Source organism: Stenotrophomonas sp. WZN-1, from assembly GCF_002192255.1.
GTDB lineage: Bacteria > Pseudomonadota > Gammaproteobacteria > Xanthomonadales > Xanthomonadaceae > Stenotrophomonas.
The window spans coordinates 4,457,501-4,478,624 of record NZ_CP021768.1 but is presented as its reverse complement, the minus strand read 5'-3'; the positions used below and the strand labels follow the sequence as shown (position 1 = coordinate 4,478,624).

Here is a 21,124-nt window from a genome sequence, read left to right as displayed (position 1 = left end):
GCTTCACAGAAGCGCGTTTTGGTCGTTTCGGCTCTCATCCACGCATGGCGTGGATCTACGCGATCAATACCAGCCCATCGGGGAACACGATCGCGGCTTCATCGGCGCTCACGTCGAAGAAGCCCACGCCGTGCTTCTCGGCCAGGTCCTGCACGCGGCCATGCGCGCGCTCGGCCACCGAATAGGCGAACGCGCCGTAGATCACCTGACTACCGATGCTGTACTCGGTCACCTCGGCACGATCATCGTCGTCGTTGCTCAGCGGCCCGTTCATTGGCGGGAACTCCTGTGCCATCTCCGCGAACCACGCCTGCAATGCGGAGCTGCTGACGGCCGGGTCGTCGTACTCGTGGCGCTCGTTCCACTGCGTCTGCTTCTCGAACCAGGCGATGAAGGCCGCCACCTCGCGCGGGGCCGCACTGGCCTCGAACACCATTATGTCGTAACTCATTGAACCGTCCTGTTGCCGTGGCGTAAGGACGCCGGGCATGGCCCGGCGCTACCGGATGACGATGGTAGCGCCGGGCCATGCCCGGCGGATCGCATTACATGGACGGCACGTCGGCATCCGCCAACCCCGGCGCCAATGCCTTGGCCTCCGGGAACAGCGCGAAGCGCAGGCCGATCAGGCCCATCAACGCTTCGTCGCGGGCCTTGCAGGCGGCCACGCTGCCGACCCGGCCCAGCGAGGTATCCAGCCGCTCGCGCAGCGCTTCGGCGGCCACAATCGGCTTGCGCGCGGCGATCTGCCGGCGGTAGTGCACGGCGATCTCTTCCAGGATGTGCTCGACCGCCTCGCGGCTGCGCTCGGGCAGTTCCAGCCGCGCGCGGCGCAGCTGCAGGATGTTCAGGCCGATGCGTGCCTCGTTGAGCATGTCCACCGAGGCAATGTCGCTGCCCTCGGGCGTCGCCGCCAGGCGCGGTGCGAGCAGGCCCAGCAGGTCGAGCATGCGTGCGGCGAAGCGCTGGCGGTCCTGCTGGCCGCGGCCTTCGGCGGCCTCGGCCAGCGTGGTCCAGCCCTGCCGCACCAGCCGGCGTGCGGTCCACTCGGCACCGACCGAACGGAACAGGCGGGTCATCACCACCGCAAAGCCAATGCCGATGAACATCGCGATGGACGAGTTGAGGAAGGTCTGGATGTTGGCGCTGTAGGTGTTCTGCAGGCTCAGCAGCGCGGCCAGGTTCACCGTCAGCGGCAGTGCGAACAGCGCGCTCTTGGGGTGGTGCAGCATCAGCCCCAGCGGCAGGAACGCCACCGCCAGCACCAGTGCCAGCAGGCCGAAGTCGTGCACCGCCGGGAACACGCCGAACAGGTACACGCCGGCCACCACCGAGGCGACCATCGCCCACACCAGGAACGACACCATGCTCGGTGCCGGGTCATCCTGTGCGGCGAAGAATGCGGCAGTCACCGCAGCCATCATCGCGCCGTTGCCACCACCTTCCCAACCCAGCGCGATCCACAGCACGCAGTAGCTCATCAGGGCCACGCCGGCACTGAGCGCAGAGAACAGGGCCATGCCGTAGTCGACGTGCTTGTCGGCGGCCACGCGCTCGGTGCGGATGCGGTAGTGCGCGCGGTCCAGCGGCGCGGTGCCGTGGTCGATCGCGTGCTGCAGGGTGCGGCAGTCCTGCCACAGGTCCACCAGTTCCTCCAGGCGCAGTAGCAGGCTGGCCAGCTGCAGGTGCTGCAGGTCGCGGTCCACCTGCGGCTTCAGTGCGCTGATGCGCGCGCGCAGGCGGGCGTATTCGCTGGCGTTGGTCGGCCCGTCCAGCCAGTCGTGGATGTCATCGACCAGTGCCGGCAGTCCTTCCGGCAGGGCCTGGCCACCGCTGCGCAGCGCGCTCAGGCGGTCGGCAATCGACGACAGCACCGGCAACAGCAGCAGCATGCGCTCGCGCAGGCGCTCCATCGACACCGCCGAACCGGCATGGCGCGGATCATCGCGGCGCAGGAACTCGATCAGCGCCTCGAACTGCACCAGGTCGGCGGCCAGCCGGTTGCGTGGCGCATGCGCGCGGCCACGTTCAAGGATCTGCCGGCACCACTGTGCGGCGTCCTCCATCCAGTTGCCGATGCGCGCGCGCAGCATCGGGCGTACCGAGGCCGGGAACAGCAGCGAGGCGAACAGCACCGCCACCACCGTGCCGAGGATGATCTCCTCGCTGCGCGCCACCACCGTGTCGAAGATGGTTTCCGGCGAGGTCACCGCCGGGAAGCCGATGAAGGCGGTGGTGTAGCCGGCCAGCAGGAACGCGTAGCCGCGCGGCCCGCGGTTGAGCAGGGCCATGAACAGGCAGCCGGCCAGCCAGATCGACATTGCCGCGCTCAGCACCAGCGGCGTCTCCACCAGCGCCGGCAGCACCAGCAGGGTGGCCAGGCCGGCCACCAGTGTGCCGACGATGCGGTACACGCCCTTGGCCCGGGTCGGGCCCAGCAGCGGCTGGCTGACGATGTACACCGTGCCCATCGCCCAGTACGGGCGCGACAGGTTGCCGGCCATGGCGATGTACAGCGCGGCCACCGCGGCCAGGTAGGTCTTGATCGAGAACAGCCAGGCCTGGCGTTCGGTCAGGGCGTTCATGGCTTACTTTGCTGCGGTCGAGGCGTTGGGCGCGGCAGCGCTGGCCTGCCAGCCACCACCCAGCACCAGGAACAGGTGGATCTGGTCGCGCGAGACCTGCGCTTCGGCGGCGGCCAGGGTGGCATCGCTGCTGGCCAGGCTGCGGTCGGCATCCAGGCTGGACAGGTACGGCGTGCGGCCGCCCTGGTACAGCCGGCGGTTCTGCTCGGCGGCCAATGCGGCCTGTTCCTGCGCAGTGCGCAGCGACTGCAGCCGGCGCAGGTCCTGCGCGTAGCGGTCCAGCGCGGTCTGGGTCTCGCGCAGCGCCTGCAGCACGGTGTGGTCGAACTCGGCCAGCGCCGCATCGGCACCCGCCTCGGCGGCGTGGATGCGTGCATGCGTGCCCGAAGACGGCAGCGTCCATGAGATCAGCGGACCGATCGACCACTGCTGGGTCATCGGCGTGCCGAAGTCCTCCAGCAGGCCGGCGGCACCGAGCGAGGCACCCAGGCGGATGTCGGGGTACAGCTCGGCGGTGGCGATACCAATCCGCGCCGTGGCCGAGGCCAGCGTGCGCTCGGCCTGGCGCACGTCCGGGCGGCGCTGCAGCAGCGCGCGGCCATCACCGACCGGCAGCGGCTGCGCCAGGCTGGGGGCGTGTGCACAGTCGATCACGCCGGCCGGCAGCTGGCCCGGGGTCTGCCCGAGCAGGGCGGCCAGCGAATAGGCGGCCGCTGAGCGCTGCGCATGCAGCGGCGGCAGTGCGGCTTCCAGCAGCGCCACCTGGGCATTGGCGCGGGCCAGTTCCGGCGGCGTGCCGCGGCCGGCCGCGATCAGGCGCTCGGTGACCGTGCGGCTGCGCTGCTGCAGCTGCAGCGAATGCTCGGCCACATGCAGTTCGTGGTTGGCGTGGCAGATTTCCAGATAGCTGTCGGCCACCTGCGCGACCACGCTGACCTGGGCCAGGTCGCGCGCCGCAGCGACCGACTGCTCGTCGGCACGCGCCGCTTCGGCGCCGCGCTTGAGCTTGCCGAACAGGTCGAACTGGTAGCTGACCGCGAACTTGCCATCGGCCAGGTTGATCACCGGCAGCTCGTGTTCCTGCAGGAACGATTCGGCCGACAGCTGCGCGCGGCTGACCCCGGCCTCGGCCTCGTACTCGAAGCCGCCAGCGTCCAGCGCCTGTTCGTACACCGCTGCGGCACGGCGAAGGTGCGCATCAGCGGCCTTCAGTTCAACGTTGTCGCGCAGCGCCTGGGTGATCAGGCCATCCAGCACCGGGTCGTTGTACAGCGACCACCAGCGGTCGGGCAGCGCCTGGTTGGCGGCCACCTGTGGGTTCTGGGTATCGATGAAGGCCGCATTGGCCTGCGGGCGCTTGAACGCCGAGCCTTCCGGCAGCGCGTAATCCGGGCCAACGGTCCTGCATGCGGCCAGGCTGGCCAGCGCGACGATCAAGCCGAGACGGGGCAGGGCGGCGTTCACAGGCCCGCCTGTGTCGGCGCGGCGCCGGCCTTGTCGCTGTGCGGGTGGCGGCCGGTGTCCACGGTCACCGTGGCGGTGCGGCCGGCGATCAGTTCGACGCCCTTGGGCACTTCGTCGATGGCGATGCGCACCGGGATGCGCTGCGCCAGCCGCACCCAGTCGAAGGCCGGGGTCACGTTCGGCAGCAGGCTGCTGCCGTTGCTGCGGTAGCGGTCCTCGATGCCGGCGGCGATGCTCTCGACATGGCCGCGCAGCGGGGCCGATTCACCCATCAGGCGGATGTCCACGCGCTGCCCCGGCGCCACGCCACGCAGTCGGGTTTCCTCGAAGTAGCCATCGATGCGGAACGAGCCGGTATCCAGCAGCGCCAGCACCGGCTTGCCGGCCACCACGTAGTCGCCCACCCGCATGGTGCGGTCGTTGACCCGGCCATCGGCCGGTGCGCGCACCTCGGTGCGGCCCAGGTTGAGCTCGGCCAGGTCGACCGCGGCCTGTGCGGTGGCCAGCGCAGCCTGTGCGGCCTGCAGCTTGGCGCGGCGCACTTCGGCGTCCTCGGCGGCGACCAGGTCCTGCAGGCTGCGGTCACGGCCGATCTCGCGGCGCAGCTGCGCCACCGATGCCTGGCGCTCGCCCAGGCTGGCGCGGGCCTGCTCCAGCGCGATGCGGTAACGGGCGCGGTCGACCACGAACAGCAGGTCGCCCTTCTTCACCGCCTGGTTGTCGGCCACGCTCACCGTTTCCACCAGCCCGGACACGTCCGGCGCCACCTGCACCACGTCGGCGCCGACATGGGCATCGCGGGTCCACGGCTCATCCATGTAATAGACCCACAGCTGGCGCAGCACCAGCAGGGCGACGATCACGGCTGCGCTGGTGAGCAGCACCGGCAGGGTCTTCTTCACGATCTTGTTCACGATTGCATCCAACGCAGGAGGTGGAACAGCAGGCCAAGCACGATCCCGTACAGGGCCAGGTTGAACAGCGCCGGGTGCCATACATGGCGATAGGCGCCGGCACGCTGCAGCAGCGCGTGCAGACCGCTGTTGACCAGATAGGCCAGCAGCATCAACCCGAGCAGGGTCGGGACGAACACTCCGTGGAGACTGAATTCACCGGGCATCGGTAGGGGCGGGGGCGAAGTGGGGAGGGGAGGGGCAACAGAACAACGGCAACGGGTAAAAGCCGCTGGCGTGTGCACGGCAGCGGCGGTATTCGGGGGCAGCGCTCTTACGTGATGCGGTCGGCGGCCTCGGCCAGCAGGCGCCATGCCTTCAGCACGGCATGCAGTTCATCCATGGAAAGCTCGCCGAACACGTCCTGGCGCAGGCCGATCAACTGGTCTTCCAGCTCGCTGACCAGCGCATGGCCCGCGTCGGTCAGCCACAGCAGGTTGGCGCGGCGGTCGCTGGCATCGCTCTCGCGGCGGACCAGGCCGCTGGCGCACAGCTTGTCGAGCAGGCGCACCAGGGAAGGCCCCTCCATGCCCAGCTGCTGGGCCAGCGCAACCTGGCGGATGCCACCGCCGGAGCGGCCGATCATCAGCAGGGGCATGGTGCAGGCGGTGGAGATGCCGTAGCTGCCGAGCCGGCTGTCGGCCAGGCGCTGCCACTGCCGCCCTGCGTACAGCAGGCCGGAGCTGAGCTGCATCTGCAGCACGGTGCGCTCGTCGAGGGGTCGGTCCATAAGAGATAGATAGGATACTACTAATTTCATTCCTATCAATGGGTTTTTATGAATGGGTGGGGTGTAGTGAGGAAAGCGTTGCGCCTGCTGGCTATCGGCTGGGGTGGCGGAGGGCCGGACGGGGCAGGGCACGCTGCAAGTACGTCCATGTAAGCTCGATCGGCGCATCCATGCGCCTCACGGCCCTGCCCCGTCCGGCCCTCCGCCACCCCACCCCACATCCCGCGGGCGCGGTGGGTTGGCTCTTTAAAGGCAGAAGCAGAAGAAAGGCAGAAGCAGAAGCAGTGCGGACAACGGTCCGCACCCACCAGGGCAGTGGCGCGAGCCGTTTCCGAAGCCATGAACCCCAGCTTTTGACCCCGCTTTCGGCTGGTCCGGCCGCGCCCGCAGGAAACCGTCAGGGAGGGGGAGAGGGGGCTGCGCAGGACCGTTGGCGCCATGGATGGCGCCATCGAGCCCCCATGGACGGGTTTACGGCGTGTCCTGCGCAGCCCCCTCTCCCACTCCAGACCGATAGCAAGTACGCGCCGGAAGAACCCCCGATGAACCGTCCCAACAGGACGACCCCCCCCCCGGTCGGGTACGATGCTCGCCCCCCGTTCGGGACGCTGTACGCAATGAGCAAGAACAACGAAAAGGCCGCCCCGCAGGGCGACGTGACCCAGGACCAGGCCGAGGATGCCGTGCGCACCCTGCTGCGCTGGGCCGGTGAGGACCCGTCCCGTGAAGGCCTGCTGGATACCCCCCGCCGTGTCGCCGAAGCCTATGGCGACTGGTTCAGCGGTTACCGCGACGACCCGCGCGCCTACATGGAGCGGACCTTCGAGGAAGTGGCCGGCTATGACGAACTGATCGTCCTGCGCGACATCGAGTACGAAAGCCACTGCGAACATCACATGGCGCCGATCATCGGCCGCGTGCACGTCGGCTACCTGCCGGCCGGCAAGGTGGTGGGCATCAGCAAGCTGGCCCGCGTCGTCGAAGCCTACGCCCGCCGTTTCCAGGTGCAGGAGAAGATGACCGCGCAGATCGCCCAGTGCATCCAGGATGTGCTGCAGCCGATCGGTGTCGGCGTGGTCGTCGAAGGCGCCCACGAATGCATGACCACCCGCGGCATCCACAAGCGCGGCGTCAGCATGGTCACCTCGAAGATGCTGGGCAGCTTCCGCGACGACGCGCGTACCCGCGCCGAGTTCCTGCGCTTCATCGAAGTGGGCGGCAAGCGCTGAGCCGCCTGCCCGCACCCCGCTGGCCGCTGCGGGCCGGCATGCCCACGGCTGCCCACGCGGCAGCCGTGCGTGGCGGCTCGTCCTTGTCAGCCCAACAGACCTCTTTCGCTGCATGAAGCATCGCGAACGCATCTCCCGTTACCGCCATCTGCGCGAACAGCCCCAGTGGAAGCTGCTCGCCGCCGACCACGCTCCGGAAATCATCGGCCTGCTGCAGGGGCTGCTGATGGACGGCGAGCGCACGCTGCCCTCGTCGGTGCTCAACGAGCGCCTGCAACGCGCGCTGGACCAGCTCAACGGCGACGAACTGTCGCGCGACCTGCCGCGTACCGCGCAGGCCTACATCGCGCACTGGCTGGCCCAGGGCTGGCTGGAACGCCGCCTGCCCGAGGGCGCCGACCAGGAGCAGTACGAGCTGTCGACCGCGGCGCTGCAGGCCATCCGCTTCGCCGATGGCCTTGAGCAGGCTCGCGTGGCTGCCACTGAAAGCCGCCTGGCGCTGGTCATCGAACAGCTCTCGCAGCTGGCCGCGCAGACCGAGTCCGATCCGGACGCGCGCCTGTCGGCGCTGCGCGACGAGCGCGACCGCATCGACGCCGAGATCGCCCGCGTCGGTGCCGGCCGTGTGATCGCGCTGGATGGCAAGCGCGCGCTGGAACGTGCGCGCCAGATCATCGGCCTGGCCGACGAGCTCACCGAGGACTTCCGCCGCGTGCGCGACGACTTCGAGCAGCTCAACCGCGATTTCCGCGAACGCATCATCGACGATGAGGGCGAGCGTGGCGACGTGCTGTCGCAGCTGTTCGAAGGCGTGGACGTGATCGGCGAGAGCGATGCCGGCCGCAGTTTCCAGGCCTTCTGGCGCCTGCTCAACGACGCCGAACAGAGCGCCCAGCTCGATGCCGCGCTGGAAGCGGTGCTGGCGCGTGGCTTCGCCCGCCGCCTGGACCGCAACGAGCGTAATTTCCTGCGCGGCTTCACCAGCACCATGCTCGAGCGCGGTGGCCAGGTGCACGACGTGCTGCAGAACTTCGCGCGCAGCCTGCGCGGCTTCGTGCAGAGCCGTGGCTACCTGGAACAGCGCCGCCTCAACCAGCTGCTGAAGCAGGCGCAGTCCGAAGCGCTGGCGCTGCGCGACGAGTTCCCCGCACAACGCGGCATCGGCCGTGACCTGCAGCTGACCACCAGTCGCCTGCGCTCGTGGTCGCAGTGGAAGCTGCACGATCCACGCAGTGCCCAGGTCGATGGCAACGTCGAGTACAACGACGCGGCCGCGATCAGCCTGGAGAGCGTCGGCGACCTGGTCGCTTCGTCCGAAATCGACTTCCGCACCCTGCGCCGCGACCTGCACGACCTGCTCGATGCACAGCCGCGGCTCAGCATCGCCCAGGCCCTGTCGCAGCGCGAGGCGCCGCAGGGCCTTGGCAGCGTCATCGGCTACCTGTCGCTGGGCACGCGCTTCGGCAACGTGGTCGCCGGCGAGCAGGAGCTTGCGCAATGGCGTGGTGGCGACGGCCAGGTCCGTCGGGCCCGCATCCCGCTGGTTTGGTTCACCCAGGAGAGACGCCATGAGCTGGCATGAAGATCCCATCGACGCACCGCAGGCCGACGTGGCGGAAGACGCCTACGAAGCCGAACCGGTGGCGGCCGTGGCGCAGCCCCGCCGTGGCAACGACGTGTACTACCTCGGCGATACCGGGCGCCTGCCGCTGGATGCGCGCCGCGCGCTGTGCCAGCTGCTGATCGGCCCCAGCATCGACCAGCTGCGCCACGCCAAGCTGTGGCCGGCACTGATCCGCAGCGAAGCCGCCATCCGTTCGGCGCTGGCCGACCTGTTCCTGGAACTGGTGCTGGACCGTGACAGCGGCGTGGCCTTCACCCGCCAGGCCGACACCGAAGACGTCGACGCGCCGGTGCTGCTGCGCACCTCGCCGCTGACCTTCATCGACTCGGTGCTGCTGCTGTACCTGCGCCAGCAGCTGGCCGAGGCCGATGCGCGCGGCAACCGCGCGGTGGTCGCCGACGCCGAGATGGCCGAAGCGCTGGCCATCTACGAGAAGAACCTGTCCACCGACCGCGCCGGCTTCAACCGCCGCGTCGCTTCGGCGGTGCAGAAGATGAAGGACAACCACATCCTGACCCGCCTCAGCGGCCAGGAAGACCGCCACGAAGTCTCGCCGGCGCTCAAGCTGCTGTTCTCCGCCGAAGACGTGTCCCAGCTTTCGGCGGTCTACCGCCAGCTGCGCGAAACCCCGGCCGCCGAGGCCTGAGAGACCCGACCATCGCATGGCTATCTCCAAGCACACTCCCGCCCTGTTCAACGAAGGCCTGCCGGACCCGCGCCTGCAGCAGTTCCGCATGCGCCGCCTGCAGGTGCACAACTGGGGCACCTTCAACGGCCTGACCGAAGTGCCGATCGCCGAGCGCGGCTTCCTGTTCGTCGGTCGTTCCGGCTCGGGCAAGTCGACCCTGCTCGATGCCATGTCCGCGCTGTTGACGCCGCCGGCCATCGTCGACTTCAACGCCGCCGCGCGTGAAGCCGAGCGCAGTGGCCGCGACCGCAACCTGGTGTCCTACGTGCGTGGCGCGTGGGCCGACCAGCAGGACAGCGGCACCGGCGAAATCGCCACCCAGTACCTGCGCAAGGGCGCGACCTGGACCGCACTGGTGCTGGAGTACCGTGCCGGCGATGGCCGCGTGGTCAGCCTGGTGCGCCTGCTGTGGATCTCCGGCAATGGCACCTCGGCCGGCGACGTGCGCAAGCACTACATGATTGCCGAGCGCCCGTTCGACATCGCCAAGGACCTCGGCGGCTTCGACCTGGACCTGCGCAAGCTCAAGCAGAAGCTGTCCGACCTGCACCACTTCGACACCTTCTCCGGCTACGCCGAGCGCTTCCGCGACCTGCTCGGCATCGACAACGAAATGGCGCTGCGCCTGCTGCACAAGACGCAGTCGGCGAAGAACCTGGGCGACCTCAACGTCTTCCTGCGCGACTTCATGCTCGACACGCCGAAGACCTTCGACGCCGCCGAGCGCCTGGTCAGCGACTTCGCCGAACTCGACGGCGCGCACCAGGCCGTGGTCACCGCCCGTCGCCAGGTGGAAACCCTGCTGCCGGCACGCGCCTACTACAACGACCTGAAGGAAATGCACCGCCAGCGCGGCGACGACGAAGCACTGAAGCTCGGCGTCGACAGCTTCCGCGAAAGCCGCCGCCAGGCGCTGATCGAGGCGCGCCTGCGCGAGATGGACGTGCGTGACCGTGGCCTGCTGGGCGAAGAAGCCCAGCGCCGCGCCGCGCTCGACAACCACACCGAGCGCCTGGCCGAACTTGAACTGCAGCGCCGCCAGCAGGGCGGTGAACGAATCGAGGAACTGGAACGCGAGCAGGGCCGCGCCGAAGCCGAGCGCGACCGTCGCAAGGCCAAGCGCGAGCAGGCACGCCAGGCGGCGCAGCAGCTGGGGGCCGAACTGCCGGACGACGCCCATGGCTTCGCCGAACTGGTCGAGCGCGCACAGAACGAGCTGCAGGACCGCCAGCGTGCCTCCTCGGCACTGGACGATGCGATCAGTGATCGCCTCGGTGGCAAGCGCGATGACGAGCGCCGTTTCGGCGAGGTCCGTGCCGAACTCGAAGCGATGCAGCGTACACCGTCCAACATCCCGGCGCCGATGCAGAAGCTGCGCGCGCGCCTGGCCGAGGAAACCGGCATCGCCGAAGCGGCACTGCCCTTCGTTGGCGAACTGATCCAGGTCCGCTCGGAAGAGCAGGGCTGGCAGGGCGCCATCGAACGCGTGCTGGGTGGCTTCGCGCTGTCGCTGCTGGTCGATGACAAGCACTACAACGACGTCGCCGAGTGGGTGAATCGCACTCACCTGGGCATGCGCTTCACCTACTACCGCGTGCGCCGCAACGATGACGCGTTCGCGCGCGAGCCGTCGGCCAAGTCGCTGCTGCACAAGCTGGAGCTGCGCGAGCACGTGTTCGAAAGCTGGCTGCGGCGCGAGCTGGGCAAGCGCTTCGACTACGAATGCGTGGATGCCAAGCAGCTGCGCAACGTCGACCGCGGCATCACCCGCGAGGGTCAGGTCAAGCATCCCGGTGACCGTTTCGAGAAGGATGACCGCAGTGCGGTGGGCGACCGTCGCCGCTGGATCCTCGGCTTCAACAACCACGACAAGGTGGGCGCCTTCGAGCGCGAAGCACAGGAACTGGCCAAGCGCATCGCCAGCTGCGAGACCGACATCGCGCGCCTGCGCGGCCAGCGTGACCGCGACAACGAACGCCGCCTGGCCTGCCACGAGCTGGTCAGCATCAGCTGGAACGAGATCGACATCGCTGCCCCGCAGCAGCGCCTGAGCGATATCGAGGCCACCCTGCGCGACCTGCGCGAAGGCAACGCCGACCTCGCCAAGCTGGCCAAGCAGATCGACGCCGTGCGCGCCGACATCGAACAATCCCGCCGCACCTATGAAGACGTCCGCGTCGAGCGTGGCCAGCTGGTCAAGGAACGTGATCGCCTCGACCGCGCCCGCCAGCAGAGCCGTGCGCTGGTGCTGCCGAGCCTGGCCCAGGAGCAGGAAGCCGGGCTGGCCGAGCGCCTGCAGGAGCAGGGCCCGCTCAGCCTGGAAACGCTCGAAGCGCACATGCGCCAGGTCAGCAACGCGCTGAACGAGCAGCTGTCGTCCTCGCAGCAGGACCTCAACCGCATCGAGAACCAGCTGATCGGCTGCTTCCGTCGCTTCATCCAGCAGTGGCCGGAGGAATCGGGCGACTTCACCGTCTCGGTGGCCTCGGCCGAGGACTTCCTCGCCCGCCTCGAACGCCTGGAGCGCGACGGCCTGCCGCAGCACGAAGAGCGCTTCTTCGACCTGCTGCAGAACCAGAGCAAGAACAACCTGCTGGCCCTGCAGCGCCACAGTGCAGAGGCTCGCAAGTCGATCGGCCAGCGCCTGGACGAAGTGAACGCCAGCCTGGAGCAGGTGCCGTTCAACCGTGGCACGCTGCTGACCATCGAACTGAGCGACCGCCGCCTGCCGGAAGTCGGTGAGTTCCACCTGCAGCTGCGCGAGGTGCTGTCGCAGCAGCAGACCGAGCAGCGCGAGTTGGCCGAATCGCAGTTCACCGTGCTGCGCCAGCTGGTCAACCGCCTGGGTTCGCAGGAAGGCGAGGACAAGCGCTGGCGCGAGCTGGTGCTGGACGTGCGCATGCATGTGGAGTTCATCGGCGTCGAGCTGGATGCGGAAACGCGCCAGCAGGTCGAGATCTACCGCAGCGGCGCCGGCAAGTCCGGCGGCCAGCGCCAGAAGCTGGCCACCACCTGCCTGGCTGCAGCGCTGCGCTACCAGCTCGGCGGTGCCGACAGCCAGCTGCCCAGCTACGCCGCCGTCGTGCTCGACGAAGCCTTCGACAAGGCCGACAACGAGTTCACCGCACTGGCGATGAACATCTTCGACAACTTCGGCTTCCAGATGGTGGTCGCCACCCCGCTGAAGTCGGTGATGACGCTGGAACCGTTCATCGGCGGTGCCTGCTTCGTCGAAATCAGCGGCCGCCACGACTCCGGCGTGTTGCTGATCGAGTACGACGAAGAAGGCAAGCGCCTGAAGCTGCCCGAGCGCAGCCGCCAGCAGGCCAACGAACCGGAAGAAGCGGAGGCCTGATCGCCTCGGTCCAGCGACCTGTAGAGCCGAGCCATGCTCGGCTGCTCTTCGCGATCGGAAACCGTGTGCCAACCAAGGTTGGCACCAACCAGGTCATGACGCTCGTTCACGCGCCGCGGAACGTATCCCACGCCATCCGCGCGATCAGCACCACCACCAGTCCCACGAACAGCTTGCGGATGAACGGCGTACCGCCCTTCAGCGCCAGGCGCGTGCCCACCACCGAACCGATGATGTTGGCCGCCGCCATCGGCAGCGCGAACAGCCACAGGATGTTGCCGGTCGGCACGAAGAACGAGATCGCCGCCACATTGGTCGCCAGGTTCACCACCTTCGACGCGGCCGACGCACGCAGGAAATCCAGGCCGAAGAAGCGCACGAACAGGAAGATCAGGAAGCTGCCGGTGCCCGGCCCGAAGAAGCCGTCGTAGAAGCCGATTGCCGCACCGATCGCCAGCGCGATCACCAGTTCGCGGCGGCCGATCTCCTGCGGCCGGTGCAGCGCGCCGAAGTCCTTCTTCCACAACGTGTAGGCCAGCATCGCGATCAGCAGCACCAGCACCAGTGGTCGCACCGCGTCCTTGGGCAGCAGGCTCACCGCGGTGGCCCCGGCGAAGGAGAAGATGAAGGCGGTGCCGGCCGCGAACAGCACCGGCTTCCACGGGAAGCGCACGTTGCGCGCATAGCGCCAGGCAGCCGCACCGGTGCCGAACATCGAACTGAACTTGTTGGTACCAAACAGCATCGCCGGCGTCTGCTGCGGCAGCACCGTGAACAGGCCGGGCAGCTGCACCAGGCCACCGCCACCCACGGCAGCATCCACAAGACCGGCGATGAAGGCGATCACCACCAGCCACCACAACTCAGGGGGAACCAGTTCCAGCACGGCGATCATTCAAGGTGGGGGCGCGACAGCATACGCCTGTCCTGCTGCAACTGACCTGTGCCGCGCGTGGATCAATCCGTGCAACCCGGCGACAATGCCGGCATGAGCCGAAAACCCGCCGATCCCTGTCCCTGTGGCCTGCCTGCCGACTACGCCGCCTGCTGCGGCCGTTTCCACGCCGGTGAAGCCGCACCCGATGCCGAGCATCTGATGCGTTCGCGCTACAGCGCGTATGTGCGGGGCCTGGCCGACTACCTGCGCCAGACCTGGCACCCGGATACGCGTCCGGCCGAGCTGTCATTGGATGAAGCACCCGGCCAGCGCACGCATTGGCTGGGCCTGACCGTGCACGAGCACACCGTCACCGGCACCGGCAACGCCGAAGTCCGCTTCACCGCGCGCTACCGCATCGGCGGCGGCAGCGCGGTGAAGATGACCGAGCACAGCCGCTTCCAACGCATCGACGGCCGCTGGTACTACCTCGACGCGGTCTGAGCCCTACGCGCTTCGCGCAGCCAGCACGCGCTGGCCGCCGTGCGCGCGAACCTGGTTGCGGCCCCCATCCTTGGCCACATACAGGGCCTGGTCGGCGGCCTTGACCACGGCCATCGGCCGCGGATCCTCGCGGCTGTCGGCCAGCCCGATGCTCACCGTCACCTGCACCACCTGGCCGCTGCCGCCGCGTCCGCGCTGCTGGCGGCCGGCGTCGTCGTCACGGCTGCGGGTGCTGCGGTCACGCAGCTGCATGCGGGTGTCCTCGATGCTCTGCCGCAATACTTCCACGGCATCGACACAGGCCGCCGCCGGGCGGTCCAGGAACACCACCGCGAACTCTTCGCCGCCATAGCGGAACGCGCGGCCACCGTCGCCCACCCGCGCCAGCCGCGACGCCACCAGGCGCAGCACATCGTCGCCGGTGTCGTGGCCGTGGGTGTCGTTGAATGACTTGAAGTGGTCCACGTCCACCATCGCGACGCTGTAGGTACCACGTGCCCGCTGCAGGGTCTCGTTGAATGCACGTCGCCCCGGCAGGCCGGTCAACTCATCGCGGAAGGCCATGTGGAAGGACTCCTGCAGCATCGCGCCCAGCATCAACAGCAGAGCAGCACTGCTCAGCGCTGGCAGCAGCACCGGCTGCAGGAAGATCCGCGGCAGCATCCACCACAGGCACAGCAGGGCCAGCAGCATCGCCGTGTGCAGTGGCCGCGGATGCCGCCACGCCTGCCAGCCCAATGCTGCGGTTGCCAGCAGGAACAGCAGCGCCGGCAGCTGCGCCAGCGCGTTCCAGTCGGCGGGAATCCAGCCCCAGTGACGGTTCGACAGCAGATCGTGCATGCCCTGCGGCTGCTGTGCCGCCAGCAGCAGGAAGACCACCAGCGCCGCGCCGCAGACCACGCTGCGCAGCAGCAGGTCCTGGCGTCGGCGTCCGCGTTCCGGCCACAGCGCCAGTCCGGCGAACAGCAGTGGCACCCACGCCGAGATCGCGTGGAAGCGCAGTGGGGTCAGGGCGTCGACATGGCCACTGTGCAGGTAGCCACCGACGTCCCGATGCAGCAGGGCGAACACCACTGCCACCACCAGCAGCAGGCACAGCGTGCGCATCTGGTGGTAAAGCAGCGCCAGGCCCGCGCCGAGGCAGGCCAGCAGCCAGGGCAGGATGCGCTGGCCGGGGCTGGCCACATCCTCGGTGCCCAGCGCCATCCACAGCACCCCGACGACCAGCACGGCGGGCAGCACGAACAGGTAATGCGCAGGCTGGCGGAGCGGATGCAGGGGCACGCAGTAAGTCCAGTGCGGTGACGATGCGGCCGCAACATTGCCGTTAGCGGCGTCCCCACGCGCTTCTTGAATGCGCGCGCCCGCTGTCATGTGAACGTGGTGGTGCGGTGCCATGACGTCGCACTCACCGTCCTGCGTCGATGCTGCCCGCATGGACAGCGTACCCGCCGCCGTCGCTGCCCCGCAGCGCGATCTCGCCCGCCGCTTTGCACAGGTGCGGGCGCGAAGCCTGCAGCTGGCCGCGCCGCTCAGTGCCGAGGACGCCATGCTGCAGAGCATGGCCGACGCCAGTCCCAGCAAATGGCACCTGGCCCATACCACCTGGTTCTTCGAACGCTTCGTGCTGGCCGGCTTCAGCACCACGCCGGCGCATGACCCGGCCTGGGACTACCTGTTCAACAGTTACTACAAGAGCATCGGCCCGGCGCATGCGCGGCCGCAGCGCGGGCTGCTGTCACGGCCCTCGCTGCAGCAGGTGCTCGACTACCGGCAGCAGGTCGACATGCAGGTGCAGTCACGGCTGGCGGCGGGTGACCTTGATGAGCAGGCGCTTCACCACCTGCAGCTGGGACTGCAGCATGAACAACAGCACCAGGAACTGTTGCTGACCGACATCAAGCATGCGTTCTGGTGCAATCCACTGCAGCCACCGTATCGCGAGGACCTGCGGCCCGTCGCCAGCACGGCGACGACGCAGGGCTGGATCGAATCGCCCGAAAGAATCGTCACCGTCGGTGCCGCGGCATGGCCAAGGCACGCCGCCTTCGCCTACGACAACGAATCGCCGCCGCACCGTATGCTTCTGTCTGCGCATGCGCTGGCCGAACGCCCCGTCAGCAATGCCGAGTACCGCACCTTCATTGAGGCAGGGGGGTACCGCGAACCGCGCTGGTGGCTCAGCGAAGGCTGGGCGCTGCGTGAAGCCGAAGGCTGGCAGCACCCCCTGTACTGGGATGATGCCCTGCAGCGCGAGTACACCCTGGGGGGTTGGCGTGAGCTGGATCCGCATGCGCCGGTCTGCCATCTCAGCTACTACGAGGCCGATGCCTGCGCCCGCTGGGCCGGTGCGCGCCTGCCCAGCGAGTTCGAGTGGGAAGCGGCCGCCGCGTCGCAACCCCTGCGCGGCCACTTTGCCGATGACGATCACCTGCACCCGCAGGCCGGGCAGGGCAGTGGGCTGCGGCAGCTTTTCGGTGATGTCTGGGAATGGACCGCCAGCGCCTATGGCGCCTACCCGGGCTTCCGCCCTTTTGACGGCAGCCTCGGCGAATACAACGGCAAGTTCATGTGTGGCCAGTGGGTGCTGCGCGGCGGCAGCTGTGCCACGCCCCGCGACCACGTGCGCGCCAGCTACCGCAATTTCTTCATGCCGCCGGCGCGCTGGCAGTTCTCCGGGCTGCGCCTGGCCAGGGACCTCACATGAGCACGGTGCATGACGCGCTGCAGGCGCTGACCGACCTGACCCCCAGCCGCCAGCAGATCCTGGCCGATGCGGTGGCCGGCCTGTCACGCGCATCGCGGCAGCTGCCCTCCAAGTACTTCTACGATGCCCGCGGCTCGCGTCTGTTCGAACAGATCACCCAGACCTGCGAGTACTACCCCACGCGCACCGAGCTGGCGCTGCTGGCCCGGGTGCTGCCCGATATCGCGCGCGTGGTCGGCCCGCGCCTGCATGTAGTGGAGCTGGGCAGCGGTAGTGGCCGCAAGACCGCGCTGCTGCTGGCCGCACTGCAGGATCCGGTGGCCTATACGCCGATCGAGATCTCGCGAGCCGCACTGCTGTCCAGCATCGACCATCTGGCACCCGCGCTGCCCGAGGTCGAGATGCTGCCGGTCTGCGCCGACTTCACCCGCGCCGTCGCCGTGCCCACGCCCGAGCGCGCGCCGGCCCGTCGCCTGCTGTTCTTCCCCGGTTCCACACTGGGCAATTTCGCCGACGAGGATGCCGTCGCGCTGCTGCGGGCGATGCGCCAGACCATGGGCCGCGACGGCCTGGCCCTGGTCGGCATCGACCTGCACAAGGACCCGTCGCTGATCGAGGCGGCCTACAACGATGCGCAGGGTGTCACCGCAGCATTCACCCTCAACCTGCTGGCCCGCCTCAATCGCGAGATCGGCAGCGATTTCGATCTCGACGGATTCCGCCACCGCGCCCGTTACAGCACCGCGCGGCTGCGCATCGAAACCGACCTGGTCAGCCAGTGGGCGCAGGACGTCCACCTGGATGGCCACACCTTCCACTTTGCTGCCGGTGAGCCCATCCGCGTCGAGTACAGCCACAAGTACACCGATGACAGCTTCGACGCGCTGTTGCAGCAGGCGGGCCTGCAGGTCGCGCAGCGCTGGGATGCCGAAAGCCCCGCCTATGGCCTGCGCCTGCTGCGCGCTGCCTAGGGTGGGCGGCCAGCCGGTGCCCCTTCAGGTTCGGCCGCAGCGCTGCCCCTAAGATGGCCGTGCAACGGCAACACGGAGGACGCCATGCCCATTCTGACCACGCTCGGCCTGGCGGCCGCCCTCGCGTCGACACCGACGCTGCCTGCGACCCCCGCCGCCACTATCGATCCGGCATTCAACCGCTGCCTGGCGGGGCTGCAGGCCACCGTCGCGACCCAGGGCATCAGCGCTGATCGATTCAACGGAATCACCGCCGGACTCACGCCGGACCCGAGCGTGCTCGGGCTGCTGGACGCACAACCGGAATTCACCACGCCGATCTGGGATTACCTGGCCGCGCTGGTCGACCGCCAGCGCGTCGATGATGGCCGCACCCTGCTGCAGCAACATCGCGATCTGCTCGATCGCGTCTCTGCACAGTACGGCGTCGATCCGGCCACCATCGTCGCGGTCTGGGGGGTGGAGAGCGACTATGGCCGCGTCTTCGGCAAGCGCCCGCTGCTGCAGTCGCTGGCCACGCTGTCCTGTGCCGGCCGCCGCCAGGCGTTCTTCCGCGGCGAACTGCTGGCGCTGCTCAAGCTGATCGACCGCGGTGACCTGCAGGCCCAGGGGCTCACCGGTTCCTGGGCCGGCGCCTTCGGGCATACGCAGTTCATGCCCAGCACTTACGCACGTATCGCAGTCGATGGTGATGGCGATGGTCGTCGCGATCTGGTCGGCAGCATTCCTGACGCGTTGGCCTCCACCGCCAACTATCTGAAGCGTGCCGGTTGGCGCAGTGGCGAACCGTGGGGCATGGAGGTCCGTGTTCCCGCCGGCTTCAACGCCAGCCAGGCGGGTCGCACCCAGCGTCGAGCCCTTGCCGATTGGCGAGCGCAGGGCGTGACCGCGCTCGATGGCAGCGTGCTGGCCCCGGCCAACCTGCCGGCCGACGCGCGCGCGGCCCTGCTGCTGCCGGCCGGCATCAAGGGCCCGGCACTGCTGGTGTTCCGCAACTACGACGCGATCTACAGCTACAACGCTGCCGAAAGCTATGCACTGGCCATTGCCACCCTGGCCGACCAGCTGCGTGGCGGCACCGGCCTGGCCACCGCCTGGCCGACCGATGATCCCGGCATCGGCCGCGATGAACGCCGCCAGCTGCAGACCCTGCTGCTGGCCCGAGGCCACGACATCGGCAGCGCCGACGGCATGATCGGCACCGCCACCCGTCGCGCGATCCAGGCCGAGCAGCAGCGCCTGGGGTGGGCCAATGCGGATGGGCGCGCCGGCCAGCGCATCCTGCGCGCATTGCAGCAGGAGGCAGCAGCAGGGGCGCCTGCCTCCCGCTAGACCTTGCCGATCGCAGGCTGGCCGCGACATCATCGCCGCGGTCATCAAGGAGCGTCATCGCATGCAGTCGAACCCGCACATCAGCACCGGCCTGTACCACGGGCTCGAGGCCTGGCAGGTACGCGCCCCCAGCGCCACCGCGGTCATCAGTGTGTTCGGTGGACAGCTGTTGTCATTCATTCCGGAAGGGCAGCCGGACCTGCTGTGGCTGTCGCCGAAACGGGCCGGGCTGCCCACGCCAATCCGGGGCGGGGTTCCGGTGTGCTGGCCTTGGTTCGGTCGCCAGGGCCAGCGTGATGACGTGCCGGCACACGGCCTGGTGCGTACCGCGCGCTGGGAGCTGCTGCAGGCCCGCCGGGACGATGATGGTGAGCTGGAGCTGCAGCTGGCGCCCCTGTCGATTGCCGAATGTGGCCTGCGCCTGCAGATGCAGCTGCGCATCGGTCGCCAGCTGCGCCAGCAGTTGACCACCGAGAACACCGGCCCGACTCCGGTGACCTTCACCCAGGCCCTGCACAGCTACTTCCGGGTCGGCGATGCCCGTCGTGTCGAGGTCGATGGCCTCGATGGCCTGCACTATCTGGACAAGTACGACGATTACACGCAGCTGCGCGAGCAGCAGGGGCCCTGGTCGCTGCGTGACCCGCGCGATCCGGGTCGAAGCGACCGCATCTATACCGGTGCCGGCGGCCACTACGTGCTGCGCGATCCCGTCCTGCAGCGGCGGATCGAGATCCGCAGCGAAGGCAGCCAGACCCTGGTGGCGTGGAATCCGGGCGCGGAGGCGGCGGCGAAGATGGCCGATGTCGGCGACGGTTGGCACGACTACGTGTGCCTGGAAGTGGCCAATGCCGGGCCAGAGCAGATTACCCTTGCGCCCGGCGCGCGCCACCAGCTGGTGCAGGTGCTGACCAGTGAACCGCTGCAGGCCGTGGCGGGATGTTCAGAGTAGCGATGGGATCGACAGGAATGGATGGCATGCAGGACGCACAGTGGTGGTACGCCAACAGCAAGCAGAGCGAAGGGCCGGTGGACCTGGCCGGGCTGCGCCGCCTGCAGCAGGACGGCACCGTAACCGCCCGCACACTGATGTGGCGGGAAGGAATGGCATCGTGGCGGCCGCTGGCCGAGCTGGATCCTTCGGTGACGCCGATGGATCCGACCCCGCCGCTGGTTGAACCGGTGCAGGCCGTCAGCGGCGGTGACGCACCGACCGCTGATCCGTCCGACCCCTATCGTGCGCCGGCTGCTTCGCCGGTGGCAGCGGCCGCGCCGCAGCTGGAAGGCGACATCGCCTTGTACGCCGCCGTTGTCGGCGGCAACTTCCCGATCTATCGTCAGCGCTGGCGGCTCGACCAGGGTGTTGCCGAGGGCAACGGTACCTGGCACTGGCCGGCGTTCCTGATCGGCGTGATCTGGATGGTGTACCGCAGGATGTACCGGCTGGCGGCGATCTGGGCCGGCATGCTGGTGTTCTTCAGCATCGCCGAGGCGTTGCTGGGGGTGCCGGAAGGCGCTTCGATGATCATCACCCTTGTGATCAACATCACCGCCGCAGTGTATGCCAATCGCTGGTACCTGGCGCATTGCCAGCGCGAGATCGCCCGTGCCCGTGCATTGGCGGGTGACGATGAGGCGCATCTGCACAGCGAGCTGGCCAGGCGGGGTGACACCAATGCACTGGCAGCGGCGGTGGTGGCCATCGCCGTCGTTGCGGTGATGCTGGTGGGGCAGGCGATGGCAGGCTGAGGCAGGGGCCGCTCCAGATTCGCCCGCAGCTGCCGCTATCGCAGGTTCATAACAGGCAAGGAGTCGCCGACATGGCTCATCTGGAAACCCCGGCGGATGACAATCCCTATCTCGCGCCCGCCGCAGAGGTGGACGACGCGCCTGCTTCGTCCGACGCGGACTACCTGAACCTCCTCGTGGGCCCCCACGCGGCGCTTTACCGCCAGCGCTGGCGCCTGGACAGCCCGGTGCCGAAGCCGCCGCGGCCGTGGCACTGGCCCGCCTTCCTGGTGCCGACGTACTGGCTGCTGCACCGGAAGATGTACCTGGCGGCCATCCTCTTCGAACTGGTCCTGTTCGGCATCGCGCTGCTGACC

Annotated in this window: 19 protein-coding genes (1 of these 19 only partly in view); 11 read left to right on the top strand and 8 right to left on the bottom strand. The window is 68.6% G+C overall.

What is annotated here, in order from left to right:
- Positions 1–55 precede the first annotated feature (55 nt).
- The 6 genes from CCR98_RS20830 to CCR98_RS20805 form a co-directional block, all read right to left on the bottom strand.
- Complete coding sequence (locus CCR98_RS20830) at positions 56–451, bottom strand: hypothetical protein (RefSeq protein ID WP_087924086.1); 396 nt, start codon at positions 449–451, stop codon at positions 56–58.
- Between the two features lie 94 nt (positions 452–545).
- Entirely contained in the window at positions 546–2,585 is a 2,040-nt protein-coding gene (locus tag CCR98_RS20825) for an FUSC family protein (protein ID WP_087924085.1), read from the bottom strand.
- Positions 2,586–2,588: 3 nt separating this feature from the next.
- On the bottom strand, positions 2,589–4,049 hold the full coding sequence (locus tag CCR98_RS20820) for an efflux transporter outer membrane subunit (protein WP_087924084.1): 1,461 nt from the start codon (positions 4,047–4,049) through the stop codon (positions 2,589–2,591).
- Positions 4,046–4,963, bottom strand: coding sequence for an HlyD family secretion protein (locus CCR98_RS20815; RefSeq protein ID WP_198361045.1), 918 nt, complete (start codon positions 4,961–4,963; stop codon positions 4,046–4,048). Before CCR98_RS20815 ends, CCR98_RS20820 begins: the two co-directional genes overlap by 4 nt.
- Entirely contained in the window at positions 4,960–5,169 is a 210-nt protein-coding gene (locus tag CCR98_RS20810) for a DUF1656 domain-containing protein (RefSeq protein ID WP_010487502.1), read from the bottom strand. The genes CCR98_RS20815 and CCR98_RS20810 overlap by 4 nt, the downstream gene beginning before the upstream one ends.
- A 107-nt stretch (positions 5,170–5,276) precedes the next feature.
- On the bottom strand, positions 5,277–5,732 hold the full coding sequence (locus tag CCR98_RS20805) for a MarR family transcriptional regulator (RefSeq protein ID WP_087924082.1): 456 nt from the start codon (positions 5,730–5,732) through the stop codon (positions 5,277–5,279).
- Between the two features lie 617 nt (positions 5,733–6,349).
- On the opposite strand from CCR98_RS20805, the gene folE reads away from it, so the two are divergent.
- The 4 genes from folE to CCR98_RS20785 all read left to right on the top strand — a co-directional run bounded on the left by folE (position 6,350) and on the right by CCR98_RS20785 (position 12,628).
- The gene (folE, locus tag CCR98_RS20800; RefSeq protein WP_004141296.1) at positions 6,350–6,961 is read left to right on the top strand and encodes a GTP cyclohydrolase I FolE; all 612 of its coding nucleotides are present in this window, start codon (positions 6,350–6,352) and stop codon (positions 6,959–6,961) included.
- 112 nt (positions 6,962–7,073) lie between these two features.
- Positions 7,074–8,543, top strand: coding sequence for a DUF3375 domain-containing protein (locus CCR98_RS20795; RefSeq protein ID WP_087924081.1), 1,470 nt, complete (start codon positions 7,074–7,076; stop codon positions 8,541–8,543).
- A complete protein-coding gene (locus tag CCR98_RS20790) occupies positions 8,530–9,231 on the top strand; it encodes a DUF4194 domain-containing protein (RefSeq protein WP_087924080.1) in 702 nt (233 codons plus the stop codon). Before CCR98_RS20795 ends, CCR98_RS20790 begins: the two co-directional genes overlap by 14 nt.
- Before the next feature lie 16 nt (positions 9,232–9,247).
- Entirely contained in the window at positions 9,248–12,628 is a 3,381-nt protein-coding gene (locus tag CCR98_RS20785) for an SbcC/MukB-like Walker B domain-containing protein (protein WP_087924079.1), read from the top strand.
- Between the two features lie 106 nt (positions 12,629–12,734).
- Here CCR98_RS20785 and CCR98_RS20780 read toward each other — a convergent pair whose 3' ends face one another.
- Positions 12,735–13,523 (bottom strand): TSUP family transporter, encoded by a 789-nt coding sequence (locus CCR98_RS20780; RefSeq protein WP_006477938.1) that lies wholly within the window; start codon positions 13,521–13,523, stop codon positions 12,735–12,737.
- Positions 13,524–13,616: 93 nt separating this feature from the next.
- On the opposite strand from CCR98_RS20780, the gene CCR98_RS20775 reads away from it, so the two are divergent.
- Positions 13,617–14,009: a YchJ family protein gene (locus CCR98_RS20775; protein WP_087924255.1), complete on the top strand. Its 393-nt coding sequence runs from the start codon at positions 13,617–13,619 to the stop codon at positions 14,007–14,009.
- A 3-nt stretch (positions 14,010–14,012) separates the two neighbouring features.
- Here the strand turns inward: CCR98_RS20775 and CCR98_RS20770 are convergent, their stop codons facing one another.
- Complete coding sequence (locus tag CCR98_RS20770; RefSeq protein ID WP_087924078.1) at positions 14,013–15,293, bottom strand: GGDEF domain-containing protein; 1,281 nt, start codon at positions 15,291–15,293, stop codon at positions 14,013–14,015.
- Between the two features lie 151 nt (positions 15,294–15,444).
- Here CCR98_RS20770 and egtB point away from each other — a divergent pair, with 151 nt between their 5' ends.
- From egtB to CCR98_RS20740, 6 genes are all read left to right on the top strand, one after another.
- Entirely contained in the window at positions 15,445–16,716 is a 1,272-nt protein-coding gene (gene egtB, locus CCR98_RS20765) for an ergothioneine biosynthesis protein EgtB (RefSeq protein ID WP_087924077.1), read from the top strand.
- Positions 16,713–17,687, top strand: coding sequence for an L-histidine N(alpha)-methyltransferase (gene egtD / locus CCR98_RS20760; RefSeq protein ID WP_087924076.1), 975 nt, complete (start codon positions 16,713–16,715; stop codon positions 17,685–17,687). The genes egtB and egtD overlap by 4 nt, the downstream gene beginning before the upstream one ends.
- 84 nt (positions 17,688–17,771) lie before the next feature.
- A complete protein-coding gene (locus CCR98_RS20755) occupies positions 17,772–19,019 on the top strand; it encodes a lytic murein transglycosylase (protein ID WP_087924075.1) in 1,248 nt (415 codons plus the stop codon).
- Between the two features lie 61 nt (positions 19,020–19,080).
- Complete coding sequence (locus tag CCR98_RS20750) at positions 19,081–19,971, top strand: D-hexose-6-phosphate mutarotase (RefSeq protein ID WP_087924074.1); 891 nt, start codon at positions 19,081–19,083, stop codon at positions 19,969–19,971.
- Between the two features lie 26 nt (positions 19,972–19,997).
- Positions 19,998–20,768: a GYF domain-containing protein gene (locus CCR98_RS20745; protein WP_087924073.1), complete on the top strand. Its 771-nt coding sequence runs from the start codon at positions 19,998–20,000 to the stop codon at positions 20,766–20,768.
- Positions 20,769–20,839: 71 nt separating this feature from the next.
- Positions 20,840–21,124: the 5' portion of a DUF2628 domain-containing protein gene (locus CCR98_RS20740; RefSeq protein WP_087924072.1), read on the top strand. The gene runs 249 nt beyond the window's last position; only the first 285 of its 534 coding nucleotides appear in the window; its start codon is at positions 20,840–20,842; the stop codon falls past the right edge of the window.

Excerpts from the sequence above, each read along its gene's own strand:
- CCR98_RS20830 (WP_087924086.1), bottom strand. The coding sequence starts at position 451 with ATGAGTTACGACATAATGGTGTTCGAGGCCAGTGCGGCCCCGCGCGAG.
- CCR98_RS20825 (WP_087924085.1), bottom strand. The coding sequence starts at position 2,585 with ATGAACGCCCTGACCGAACGCCAGGCCTGGCTGTTCTCGATCAAGACC.
- CCR98_RS20810 (WP_010487502.1), bottom strand. The coding sequence starts at position 5,169 with ATGCCCGGTGAATTCAGTCTCCACGGAGTGTTCGTCCCGACCCTGCTC.
- CCR98_RS20805 (WP_087924082.1), bottom strand. The coding sequence starts at position 5,732 with ATGGACCGACCCCTCGACGAGCGCACCGTGCTGCAGATGCAGCTCAGC.
- folE (WP_004141296.1), top strand. The coding sequence starts at position 6,350 with ATGAGCAAGAACAACGAAAAGGCCGCCCCGCAGGGCGACGTGACCCAG.
- CCR98_RS20795 (WP_087924081.1), top strand. The coding sequence starts at position 7,074 with ATGAAGCATCGCGAACGCATCTCCCGTTACCGCCATCTGCGCGAACAG.
- CCR98_RS20790 (WP_087924080.1), top strand. The coding sequence starts at position 8,530 with ATGAGCTGGCATGAAGATCCCATCGACGCACCGCAGGCCGACGTGGCG.
- CCR98_RS20785 (WP_087924079.1), top strand. The coding sequence starts at position 9,248 with ATGGCTATCTCCAAGCACACTCCCGCCCTGTTCAACGAAGGCCTGCCG.
- CCR98_RS20780 (WP_006477938.1), bottom strand. The coding sequence starts at position 13,523 with ATGATCGCCGTGCTGGAACTGGTTCCCCCTGAGTTGTGGTGGCTGGTG.
- CCR98_RS20775 (WP_087924255.1), top strand. The coding sequence starts at position 13,617 with ATGAGCCGAAAACCCGCCGATCCCTGTCCCTGTGGCCTGCCTGCCGAC.
- egtB (WP_087924077.1), top strand. The coding sequence starts at position 15,445 with ATGGACAGCGTACCCGCCGCCGTCGCTGCCCCGCAGCGCGATCTCGCC.
- egtD (WP_087924076.1), top strand. The coding sequence starts at position 16,713 with ATGAGCACGGTGCATGACGCGCTGCAGGCGCTGACCGACCTGACCCCC.
- CCR98_RS20755 (WP_087924075.1), top strand. The coding sequence starts at position 17,772 with ATGCCCATTCTGACCACGCTCGGCCTGGCGGCCGCCCTCGCGTCGACA.
- CCR98_RS20750 (WP_087924074.1), top strand. The coding sequence starts at position 19,081 with ATGCAGTCGAACCCGCACATCAGCACCGGCCTGTACCACGGGCTCGAG.
- CCR98_RS20745 (WP_087924073.1), top strand. The coding sequence starts at position 19,998 with ATGCAGGACGCACAGTGGTGGTACGCCAACAGCAAGCAGAGCGAAGGG.